10 protein-coding genes are annotated in these 11,750 nt (G+C 54.7%); 3 read left to right on the forward strand and 7 right to left on the reverse strand.

The features are described from left to right. The first annotated feature begins 312 nt into the window (after window positions 1–312). From dsrO to ACTH3S_RS15735, 3 genes are read left to right on the forward strand one after another with little or no spacing between them, the layout of a single operon-like run. A complete protein-coding gene (dsrO, locus tag ACTH3S_RS15725; protein WP_441809954.1) occupies window positions 313–1,089 on the forward strand; it encodes a sulfate reduction electron transfer complex DsrMKJOP subunit DsrO in 777 nt (258 codons plus the stop codon). Continuing rightward, window positions 1,073–2,179 (forward strand): NrfD/PsrC family molybdoenzyme membrane anchor subunit, encoded by a 1,107-nt coding sequence (gene nrfD, locus ACTH3S_RS15730; RefSeq protein WP_441809955.1) that lies wholly within the window; start codon window positions 1,073–1,075, stop codon window positions 2,177–2,179. The genes dsrO and nrfD overlap by 17 nt, the downstream gene beginning before the upstream one ends. Before the next feature lie 23 nt (window positions 2,180–2,202). Then, window positions 2,203–5,304 (forward strand): molybdopterin dinucleotide binding domain-containing protein, encoded by a 3,102-nt coding sequence (locus ACTH3S_RS15735; protein ID WP_441809956.1) that lies wholly within the window; start codon window positions 2,203–2,205, stop codon window positions 5,302–5,304. A gap of 20 nt (window positions 5,305–5,324) precedes the next feature. On the opposite strand, the gene ACTH3S_RS15740 is transcribed toward ACTH3S_RS15735, so the two are convergent. The 7 genes from ACTH3S_RS15740 to dsbD all read right to left on the reverse strand — a co-directional run. Continuing rightward, a complete protein-coding gene (locus tag ACTH3S_RS15740; protein ID WP_441809957.1) occupies window positions 5,325–5,885 on the reverse strand; it encodes a winged helix DNA-binding protein in 561 nt (186 codons plus the stop codon). Window positions 5,886–5,952: 67 nt separating this feature from the next. After that, entirely contained in the window at window positions 5,953–7,257 is a 1,305-nt protein-coding gene (locus tag ACTH3S_RS15745; protein ID WP_441809958.1) for a TRAP transporter large permease, read from the reverse strand. Window positions 7,258–7,261: 4 nt separating this feature from the next. Next, window positions 7,262–7,801, reverse strand: coding sequence for a TRAP transporter small permease (locus tag ACTH3S_RS15750; RefSeq protein WP_441809959.1), 540 nt, complete (start codon window positions 7,799–7,801; stop codon window positions 7,262–7,264). 40 nt (window positions 7,802–7,841) lie between these two features. Beyond that, entirely contained in the window at window positions 7,842–8,864 is a 1,023-nt protein-coding gene (locus ACTH3S_RS15755) for a TRAP transporter substrate-binding protein (RefSeq protein WP_441809960.1), read from the reverse strand. A 255-nt stretch (window positions 8,865–9,119) separates the two neighbouring features. Continuing rightward, a complete protein-coding gene (dsbG, locus tag ACTH3S_RS15760; RefSeq protein ID WP_441809961.1) occupies window positions 9,120–9,908 on the reverse strand; it encodes a thiol:disulfide interchange protein DsbG in 789 nt (262 codons plus the stop codon). A gap of 19 nt (window positions 9,909–9,927) precedes the next feature. Further along, on the reverse strand, window positions 9,928–10,740 hold the full coding sequence (locus tag ACTH3S_RS15765) for a prolipoprotein diacylglyceryl transferase family protein (protein WP_441809962.1): 813 nt from the start codon (window positions 10,738–10,740) through the stop codon (window positions 9,928–9,930). Between the two features lie 12 nt (window positions 10,741–10,752). Next, window positions 10,753–11,750: protein-disulfide reductase DsbD (dsbD, locus tag ACTH3S_RS15770; protein WP_441809963.1), on the reverse strand; the 998-nt coding region annotated here is incomplete at its 5' end.

The raw sequence follows: 11,750 nt of genomic DNA on the forward strand, positions 1-11,750 counted from the left end.
GAGTACTCGGCTACGAACCGAGCGGTCGGAGGTTCGAATCCTCCCAGCCGCACCATATGAAGACCAAAACGCCCCAGTTTGTGTACTCCACAGGCTGGGGCGTTTTGCTTTATATAACTCCCTTCCGATTCCCAAACCCAAGTGCTTAATACCTCAGGCATTTATTGTTGGTTTTTCCGCCTTGATGCGGGAATACCCCTACCATCTATCAACATCCAATTGACCACAGTCAAGTTCCCCCAACCCCCTCCTGATAAAATTTAGATAGTTACCTTACTACTCAAATCTCCAGTGCTATTGGATGTACTAACCATGGATAAGATCCGCCGCGCTCTACTAGGGCAGATAGCCAAACTGACAGCCGGGGCCGCTCTGGTTCCCCTAAGCAGCATCGCCTCCGCAGGTATCAACGACCAACCGCCACGCAGAGAAGGAGATCCGGAAAAACGCTACGCCATGCTGATCGACTTGAGAGCCTGTATTGGCTGCCAAGCCTGCACAGTGTCCTGTCATATCGAAAACGAAGCGCCTTTGGGCAGTTTTCGCACCATTGTCTCCCAGTACGAAGTCGAGCATGAAGAAACCGGCGATGTAGCCACATTCATGCTGCCTCGTCTGTGCAACCACTGTGAGAACCCGCCATGTGTGCCTGTGTGCCCGGTACAGGCCACGTTCCAGCGCCAAGACGGGATTGTGGTGGTGGATAACGAAGCCTGTGTCGGCTGCGCCTACTGCGTACAAGCCTGCCCGTACGATGCACGGTTTATTAACGAACACACTCAGACAGCTGATAAGTGCACCTTCTGCGCGCACCGTTTAGATGTCGGGCTGCTGCCAGCTTGCGTGGAATCCTGTGTGGGCGGTGCCCGGGTTATCGGTGACATCCGCGACCCAGACAGCCAAATCAGCCGCATGATGAAAGAGCACTACAACGAATTGATGGTGCTCAAACCGGAAATGGGTACATCCCCACACGTGTTCTATCTGGGAATGGACGAACGCTTCGTATCACGGCCAGATGCCAAACCTGCCATCTGGGACGTACGGGATCAACAAGGTGAGGAGATTGGCTATGAATTCGGTCATTGAGGTTCTGGCACCTCGCTACGGGATAGCCTGGTATCCATGGGCGGTACAGTATTTTTTCCTGATTGCCGTCTCCTACTCAGCATTGCTGTTAACCGTGCCGGGGTTGCTGTTCGGTAAAAAGAACTATGAATCTCTGGCAAAAGTTGCGCTGCTGGTCACGGTGAGCTGCACTCTGGTGGGGCCGGTGGCGTTGCTAGCGGATTTGCATCAGCCGCTTCGGTTCTGGCATTTCTACGCCAATCTCACGCCTTGGTCGTGGATGTCCATAGGCAGCCTGATGCTCCCTGTGTATCTCATGCTGGTTGTGACCTATGCCTGGCTCGCATGGCGTCCTGCCATGCAGGAGCAGGCGCAAGGTGAAGGATGGATCGCCAAGCTGTCTGGCTGGATCAGTCTGGGGCAATGGCATGCGCCCCGCTGGATGCTGGTGGCTGCCGGCCTTGGAGCACTGCTGTTTTCATTTGGCATCATGGTCTATACCGGAGCAGAAGTGGCAATTGTGAAAGCCCGCCCACTGTGGGATACCCATTGGCTGCCTGTCATGTTTGTGCTGACCGGCCTGGTTGCAGCAGCAGGGCTGGTCATTCTGATCAACCGCCTGATGACTGGCAACGATGAAGAGGTTAACGAGCAAGGTCTGAAGGTCATCTTCGTAACTATGATTCTCGCAGCGCTGGTTGCGGCACTTTGGATTTCTGAAGGTATTACCGGCTTTAGCCCGTCGGTTGAAGCGGCGTTTGCATCGCTTCAACGAAACCCCGAGTGGCGTGCCGTAGCCATCTACGGATTGCTCGTGGGTATTGCGCTTGCGCTTTCCGCCATCGTTATGTTGCGCCGCCCGGGCTGGTTAAGCCGCTCCTGGATTGCAGGCCTGCTGGCGGTACACATTGGCTGGACCTTCCGCTGGATGGTGTTGATGGAGGTGCAAACCGTGGCAAAGAACACCGCCGGGTATTACCACTACGCCATTGAGGCCGGCTCCAGCGGGTTGCTGGGCATTATCGGAACCTTCGGGCTCTGGCTGGCCGCGCTGCTGATTATTGACATTCTGGTGCCCTGGAAGAAGGGTCTCCAGGTAAGCACCCACTGATTCAGGTCTTCGGAGCATAAGTAATGGACAAGAATCGTCGTAATTTCCTCAAGGGTGCCGCCGCCGCTGGCGGTGCTGCAACCTTCGCAGCTGGCTACTATGGCCCGTTGGAAAAAATGGGCAAAGGCCTGGTAAACGGAACCTCTGGCAAAGCCACGGCAGACAGGCTGCACGGCAACAGCCTAGCACCGGAATACTCGGTTAACCCGCAAACCGGTGAGGTGGTGCTCAACCCAGACCAGCGTATCGCATTTACTGTCTGCTATGGCTGTACCACCAAATGTGGCGTACGGGTGCGTATTGATAAGAGTGAAGACAGGGTGCTGCGGGTATCTGGCAACCCCTATCATCCACTGTCCTCGGACGAGCATCTGGATGAGAACACGCCTGTGCTGGAAGCCTTTCAACGCCTGAGTCGTTTTCAAGATCAAGGCCAGCTTAACCGGTCCACCGCCTGTGCCCGTGGTAACGCGGCCATGGCTCAGCTAACCAGTGATCAGCGTGTGATGAGTTGCCTGAAGCGGACAGGCCCCCGTGGCAGCAATCAGTGGGAAAGCGTACCCTTTGAACAAATGCTGAATGAAATTGTTGCTGGTGGCGATCTGTTTGGGGAAGGTGAGGTTGAAGGCCTGCGCTCTATTCGCGATGTGAAAACACCGCTCGACCCAGAGAACCCGGAATACGGCCCCAAGGCCAACCAACTGATGGTGATGGAGGCGACGGATTACGGCCGTTCTGCCTTGTTCAAGCGTTTTGCGTTTAATGCCTTTGGCACACGTAACTATGGCCACCACGGCTCCTACTGTGGCCTGGCGTTCCGGATGGGTTCCGGTGCGTTGATGAACGATATGGGCAAATTCGCCCACGTGAAGCCTGACTACGCCAACGTGAAATTTGCGTTGTTTATTGGCACGGCACCCAGTCAGGCGGGCAACCCGTTCAAGCGTCAGGGTAGAATGCTGGCACAGGCCCGCACCACTGGGGATCTGGAGTATGTGCTGGTTGACCCGGCACTGACTGCTGCAGCCTCCCATTCCGCCAGTGACCGGAACCGCTGGATATCCATTCTGCCGGGCACAGACACTGCACTGGCCATGGCCTTGATCCGCTGGATGCTGGTGAACGAAGCTTACGCCAAGGATTTCCTGGAGCTGCCGGGCAACCTGGCCGCTGAGAGCGCCGGGGAAGCAGGCCACTCCAACGCCACACATCTGGTCATTGAAGATGACGACCATCCTCGTGCCGGTCACTTTCTGCGTTTGAGCGATATCGGCCAGGCGGAGACCGGAGCCGATGAGGACCACCCGGTGGTGGTTAACAGGGAAGGGCAATTAGCTAGCGCCGAAGCCGCCAAGCGTGCTCAGCTCTTTGTTGAGCGTACTGTAGAAACCAGTGATGGCCCAACCACGGTTCGCAGTTCGCTGTTTAAACTGCGCCAGGAAGCCATGCAGCTCAGCATTGACGAGTATGCAGATATCTGTGGTATCCACGCAGATGTCATCCGCAAGCTGGCAAAACGCTTCACCAGCTTTGGCCGGAAGGCAGCAGTAGATACCCACGGCGGGATGATGTCAGGGGTTGGCTTTTACGCCTCCTATGGCATCAACATGATTAACTTGCTGGCTGGCAGTTTTAACCACAAAGGCGGCGTCGCTAAAGGTGGTGGCAGCTTTAATGGTATGGGGGCCGGCCCGCGTTACGACCTTGCAAACTTCCCGGGGAAAATTGGGCCCAAAGGTGTGTTTCTCTCACGCTCCAAGTTCCCGTATGAGAAAACCAGCGAGTACAAGCGTCATGTTGCGGCAGGAGAGTCGCCATACCCGGCCTCTGCGCCCTGGCGCAAACTCGCGCCACCGATTCTGACTGAGCATTTACTCTCCGGTCTTGAGGGGTACCCCTACAAAATCAAGGCGATGATAGGGGTGATGGCGAACCCTATGTACGGTCAGGCAGGCTTGAGCGCCTTGTTTGAAGACAAACTGAAGGACCCGAAAAACATTGGCCTGTATGTAGCGGTGGATGGTTTTATTAACGAAACCAACCGGTTTGCAGACTACATTGTGCCGGATTCTGTGATGTATGAAGTCTGGGGCTTCACTGGCGCCTGGAGTGGCACTCTCACCAAAATGACCACCGCCTGCTGGCCGGTTGTGGAGCCGCGTCAGGCAAAAACGGCTGCCGGTGAGCCGGTCAGTATGGACAGCTTCTTTATCGAACTGGGCAAGCGCCTGGATCTGCCAGGCTTTGGTGACAACGCCATTAAAGGCGCTGACGGCAACATGCATGGCCTGAATCGTGCCGAAGACTTCTACCTGCGGGCAGCGGCGAATATCGCCATGGCAGGCAAGCCCCTGGCGGAAGCCGTAGAGGAGGACATCACAGCCAGTGGCATTGAGCCATTGATGGATCGGATCAAGAACACGGTGAGTGAAGAGGAGGCCGGCCCGGTTGCACATCTGTACTCCCGTGGTGGTCGGTTTGAGACCATGGAAAAGGCTTATGATGGCGAAAAGCTTGGTCATGCCTGGAAGCGACCATTGTGTGTTTACAACGAGCAGGTCGGCACCACCATCGACAGTTATAGCGGCAAGCGCCATGTGGGTACGCCTACTCACCATGCGCCCCGGTTTTGGGACGGCTCGCTATTGAGGGAGCACTACCCGGAAGAAGAGTGGCCATTGCTGGCGTTCTCGTTCAAATCGAATCTGATGAACTCCTACGCCATCGGCCTTGAGCGGTTGCGTATGATCAAGCCATATAACCCGGTACTTCTTCACCACAACGACGCCAAGAAGTTCGGGGTACAGCATGGCGATACCATCAGCATTGAAAGCCCGGGCGGCAAGGTACTGGCATTGGCTTTAGTGGGCGACAATGTGCATGAGGGTGCCCTTGGCATCGAGCACGGTTATGGCCACCGTGAGTTGGGTGCCGCGAGCCACGTTATTGATGGCGAAGAGCGAGCAGGCAATCCGCATTTGTCTGCCGGCGTGAATATCAACGACTTGGGCTTTTCTGACCCCACCCGTAAAGACGGCACAGCCACTTGGCTTGAGAACGTCAGTGGCGCCGCCATTCGGCAGGGATTGCCAGTAAGGGTGCGCGTGGTGGCAGATATTGTTTGATCCGCGCTGGGCGATATGACCTACAGCGACGCAGCCGATCGCGCCGCTTGGTCGTAGAGCCCGGATATTCCCCTCAGGAAGCCGGCCACAGCACCTGTGTCGGCGCCTGAGAATCCCAGGCTCCGCAACGAATCCACTAGACATTCCTCGCGAATTTCCCGGTAACGCCGGCAAACGGCTATGCCTTCTTCTGTGGCTGAATAATAGGTTTCTTTCCCACGCTTTTCCGATACCACTACCCCGAGCTTGAGTAATTTTTTGAGGGCGTAAGTCACGGTATGACTGTCTTCTACATTCAGTACCAGGCAGATATCTGCGGTTTTTTTGGCGCGATTGCGGTGGTTCACGCTGTGCAGCACCAGTACATCCAACGGGCTGAGTTCAGGTAGGCCAGCCGCATTCATGCAGCGCACCATCCAGCGGTTAAACGCATTGCCTGCGACAATCAGCCCGAATTCCAGTTCCGACAGCTCCATTGCACTGCCGGAAGCCAGGTGTGCCGAAGAAACAATTGGGCCTACCTTACTGTGGGGCGTGCTGTCTTTGTTTGTGCCGCCCTTGGAATCATTGTTTTTGTTCATAATGAATCAGGTACTCTTTATTAAACTATTATCAGATGCCGCTTTGACGGTTCGCGTCGATGCCTTACTACCTGCCCATTTTACTGGGCAGATACGTGACGATTTCCGGGAACACAGTAATCAGTATTACGCCGCTTAGAATCAACAGGAAATAGGGCAGTGCCGCCCAGGCAATCCGCAGGATGTTCTCGCCCGTCAGGCCCTGAATCACGAAGAGATTGAACCCTACTGGCGGAGTAATTTGGCTCATTTCCACGACGATCACCAGGTAAATGCCAAACCAAAGCGGATCAATACCGGCGGCCTGAACCATTGGCAGAATCACCGAAGTGGTCAAAACCACCACCGAGATGCCATCCAAAAAGCAGCCCAGAAGTATAAAGAACAAGGTCAGCGCCACCAGCAGCATATAGGGCGACAAACCCAGGGTATTGATCCAGGAAGCCAGTTCCCGCGGAATGCCCGTAAAGCCCATGGCATTGGTTAAAAAGTGGGCCCCCACCAGGATGAACGCAATCATTGACGAGGTTCTTACCGTGCCCATCAACCCCGATGTAAAGGTTTGCCGGCTCAGTGAGCCGCTTTTCCAGGACAGTAAATGCGCCAGGGCTACACCAATAGCGGCCGATTCAGTCGGCGATGCCAAGCCTGCGTAAATAGAGCCGATCACCCCCACAATCAATAGCATTACGGGAATAAGAGGGCGGCTGCGTCGTATTTTTGCGGCGAACGAGAATGACTCAGCCTCGCCTTCGGGCACGCCAGTGGGGTTCAGCACTGACCAAATCATCACGTAGCCGGCAAACAGCGACATTAATAACAACCCGGGTAGAATGCCGGCAACAAACAAGCGCGCGATGGATTGCTCGGTTGCTACGCCGTACACGATCAGAATAATGGAAGGCGGGATCAGCAGCCCCAAGGTGGCAGAGCCGGCCAGTGTTCCAAGAATCTGGTTCTTGTTATAGCCGCGTTGAGTGAGTTCCGGGATCGACATCTTGCCAATGGTTGCTGCCGTCGCAGCAGACGAACCGGAGATCGCTGCGAAGATGCCGCAGCCTAAAATGTTGGTATGCAGAAGCCGCCCGGGCACCTTGCCAACCCAGGGTGAAATGCCGCGGAACATCTCTTCCGACAGGCGTGAGCGGAACAGCACTTCGCCCATCCAGATAAACATGGGCAGCGCGGCTAAATCCCAGGACACACTTGCACTGTAAAATGCGGTCGACAGGCTGTCTCCCACCGGAATGCCGCTGAAGAAGTACAGAGAAACACAACCGATAGCGGTTAATGAAAATGCAACCCACAAGCCGGCGCCAAGAAACGCCAAAAGCAGACAGAGCAGCAGCACACTTATCCAGATCATTTCCATGTGACTACTCCTGAGGGGCTTCGTTTGTTAGCTGGAGAACACGGCCGGTTGCGAGTGAAAACAGCGCATCCAGCAGGGCAATTAATAGCCAGAGCAGGCCCAGGGCCATGACGAGCTGGGGAATCCACAGTGGAACAGGCACCATGCCGATGGATAGGTCGCCGTAATCGTAGCTGTCCCATGCCAGGCGCGCGCTATACCAGGTAGCAAAGCCGGTGATGGCGGCAGCAGCCAGAGTGACTGCCATATCCATTATCCGGTGTACGTGTTTGGGTAAGTATTGAAGTACCAGGGTGACGCGAATGTGGCCGCCGTGCCAGAACGTGTAGGCAAGGCCAAAAAAGGTTGCGCCAAGCAGTAGAAACGACGCCAGTTCTGCAAGCCCTGGTACATTCAGGCCGAGTGCGTTGACGCCCACCCATCCCAGAAGCTTGTCCAATACGCGGCCCAGTACCTGGGCCACGATCAATACCATGATAAGGGTCAGACACAGCGCAGAAAGTGCGCCGCCCAGCCTGTAAAATGCATCAAGTGCTCGGCGCATCAGTCTGCTCTCTCGTTATCGTGTGAATGACTTGGTTGGATTACTGCGCGCGGTACGCATCGAGCAGTGCCTGACCACTTTCACCGGCGCGGCCAAGCCACTCCTCGGTCATGGTCTCACCAATTTTTTGCAGGTGTTTGACCAGCTCTGGAGAAGGCTCAGATACCTCAATGCCGTTATCTTGCATGATTTTTATCTTCGCTTCTGTTTCCGCTTTACTGGCTTCCCAGCCACGCTTTTCTGCCACTTCAGCAGCGTCCTCAACAGCTTTTTGGACCTCTTCGGGCAGTTTGTCGAAGGCTTTTGCGTTAATAACGACCATGTTTTTAGGCAGCCACAACTGGGCATGGTTAAAGTGAGTCAGGTAGTCCCAGGCACGGGTATTGGCGCCCGTAGAAGGCGAGGTAATCATCGCGTCAACACGGCCGGTGCCGAAGGCGGTTGGTATGTCGGGCACTTCAACCTGCGTGGGTATTGCGCCGAGCAGTTCCGCGAGTTGTTCGCTGGATTTGTTGTAGGCGCGCATTTTTACGCCTTTCAGTTCCTCACCGGTTTTTACCTCAAACTGGGTGTAGATGCCTTGAGGCGGCCAGGGCACTGAGAAAAGCAGTTTGAGACGTTGTTTCTCCAAACGTTTGGAGAGCACATCTTTCGACGCCTGCCAGAGCTTCCAGGCTTGATCGTAATCACTGGCAAGGTAAGGCACAGAATCGACCTCAAACAGCGGGTCTTCGTTGGCGAGGCGCGACATGATCAGTTCGCCAATAGGCACCAGTCCACGGCGAACCGAGTTCTTGATTTCCGGGTGCTTGATCAGCGAGCCACTACTGTGAACGGTAATGTCCAGCTCGCCATCCGTCGCTTCGCGCACATCGTCAGCAAACTGTTGAATATTAACCGTGTGGAAGTTGGAGTCGCCGTAGGGTGTGGGCATATCCCAGTCTGTGGCCTGGGCACTGCCTACCATCAAAGTGAGCGCCGCAGCTGTGAGCACACTGCCAGCGCGTTTTAAGGATCTAGCAGAAACAGGGTGCTGACCAAAGGGTCTGATGCTTGTTTGCATAATGCATGTCTCCTGGTGCTGACATTCGGCATGAACTGTCAGCTGTGTCTGTTGTTGTAGTTGGTAAAACACAGAATTCGCCGAAACGACCGGCATAAATTATGTGCTTTATTCAACAAAACTAGCCGGGAGCTTTCGCACTGTCAAACTTATCGTCATCAAAATGCGGGAAAGTTATCCGGTTAATGCCGACAATTTATCAATAAATTGTCTGTTTGGCGCGATAACTTTGCCAGAAAAAAACGGGAAAGGCGATCAGGGCTTTGAACTGCCCATAATGGCAGGCATCTCCCCGGGGCGGGCAGCCCCTTGCTTCATCTGAATGTTGCCATCACCGTCCCGGTAATAGGTGCTGGGTGTGGCACTCAATCCGAGGCTAGACATTAATTGGTTGTTTTTTCTGACCAGTTTCGCATTTGCACTAACGATAGTGCGGTCCACGGAAATGCCGCCATTGTCATGGTTTTGCTGGTTTTCTTTCAGAGCATCACGGGGATTGTCTGAACCTAGAATTGTGGCGGCTTTTGGCAGGCTGTCTGGTTTTAGTATCCCCACCATGACATGTCGTAATTGTACTTCGCCGGCATCAATCCAGGGCTCGGCAGACTGACGGAATCGGTGGCAATACGGGCAGTTGGGGTCGGTGAAGGTGTAAACAATAACCGGTGCGTTTGCATCGCCATCACGTACCCAGTTAGCTTTTTCTAGTGTGTTCCAGGCTTTCTCGTTCTGAGGGCCCTGTACCAGTTCTTGAACTTTCGGTTCTGTGAGGTTTTCTCCATCAGCATTAAGCATGGTTCCTACGACCACATGCTCTTTGTTTGGGGTGAGGTAAAAGGCGATGGGCCGGCCCTGCATCTCTCCAACATAGCCAGTCATGCCTCCGGGCGCGTCAAAGCTTGCGGTAACGGTAACGCCTCGGTCAATCAGGTGCTGAACTGCGTCGACATATTGCTCTTGCGCAAAAGCGGGCAGGCTTAAAGAGCTCGCGACCATCGCTGCGGTGAGCAACGAGCGTTTGAATATGGGTTTTAATCGCTGCATAACAAGTCTCCGGGTTAGGTCAGTCAGTGTCAAAGCTTCTAAGGTTGTGGGCTAGACTTGCCTGCGACAGCTCGCCTAGGTGGGCATTTACCTGTTGGCCGTTGGCATCGTAAAACAGAGTTGTGGGTAAGGCCTGGCTGCCTGTTGTTCGGCCAAGGTTAGCGCTTGTATCCGTCAGAACGTTTTGCAGTGAAAGCTTATGCTTTCCCATGAATTGAGTGATGGTCTCGGGCTGTTCGCCTTGGTTTACAAAAACGAAGGTAACGCCAGGATTATCCTGCTGGGCTTTTTCCAGTACCGGCATTTCTCGAATGCAGGGCGGACACCAGCTGGCCCATAGGTTAACGACCATCGGCTTGTTCTCAGCCACTTCTGTTAGCGCAACCGGAGTGCCGTCTAGCAGAGTGAGCGTAGCCTCGGGTATGCCTCTGGAGCTACTTTCCATCAGGCCTGTCAGCAGTGAAATAGAGCCCCAGGTCAAAAGGCCGGAAGTCACAGCAATCGCCAATGGTCTGCGGATTTTGGGATGACGCCAAAGTTTCCAGGCGGTTAGTGCCAGGGCACCCAGTAGGCCAGCGATAACGTGAAATCCGCCATCCCGAATATCGATGATGCCCCAGAGATTTTCCTGGTAGTGCTCGAAGTACTGAACAACAAAACCAATGCGCGCTGCCACCATGGAGGCCAGAAAAATATCAGACAGGGTTCCGGCAATGGGAACCCCTTCTTTGCGGCCGGTAATCGCGCCAACAATGAGAGCAATCACAAACGCACTGATCAACAGTAACTGGGCCAGAGGCAGGCTCAGCGGGCCAAGATTAACGGATAACATCTTTACTCCTTGTCATGATTGGCGGGCAGCTGCGAGGCGTTCCATAAATTGCCTTGCGGAAACTTCGCCGGTGGTGCGTTGGGCACGGTATTCCTGGCCATCAGGGCCGATGATAAGAATGGTTGGAGGCCCTACGACCTGCAGTTCACTCATGAGTTCCTGATCCAGCCTATCGTTAGCGGTAACATCCGCACGCAGGAGCTGCATATCTGAAAGCGCCGCGACAACTTCTGGGTTACCAAACACTTCTTTCTCGATGACTTTGCAGGAGATACACCAGTCAGCGTAAAAATCCACCAGTGTCCACTGGCCTGTGTTGCCGGCTTTCTCAACGGCCTGATCCAGATCGTTTATGGACTTGAAGCTGTCGAATTGTGCGTGGGCCGTATTGGCAGCTGATGTGGTGTTACCTGTGCCAGTCAGGGTGGCGAGTGGTTGCCAGAATTGTGTGCCACCGGCCGAGGCACCAATCATCATCAAGGCTCCCCAGAGGGTAATTACGGCACCGGTGCTGTTGGTCAGAGTCTTTAAGGTTGCTTCCGTATTTTGGGTGTTTGCAATTTGCCGCACAGACAGGCCCAAGGTCAACGTGAGCGCGCCCCATAGAGCCAAAGTGAGGGAGTTGTCGAGAATACGCTCCATAAACCAGACAGCTGTGCCCAGCAAAATGAACCCGAACGCAGCTTTCACACCGTTCATCCAGGCGCCGGGTTTTGGTAACAGTCCAGAACCGATCGTTGCCAGCGCGATAAGCGGTGCGCCCATGCCTAGACCAAGAGCTAACAGAGCGAGGCCACCAAAGCTGGCGTTGCCGCTATCCGCTATGTAGATAAGTGCCCCGGCAAGGGGGGCAGTCATGCAGGGGCTGGCCAGAAGGGCGGAGAGAAAACCCATGACCGCTGCACCGGTTAGGTTTCCGCCTTTTTGCTGGTTGCTCACTCTGTCCAGGCGGTCGCGAACAAACGCGGGTAGTTGCAACTCGTAAAGCCCGAACATGGATAGTGCTAGCA

The organism is Marinobacter sp., assembly GCF_052094685.1.
Lineage (GTDB): Bacteria > Pseudomonadota > Gammaproteobacteria > Pseudomonadales > Oleiphilaceae > Marinobacter.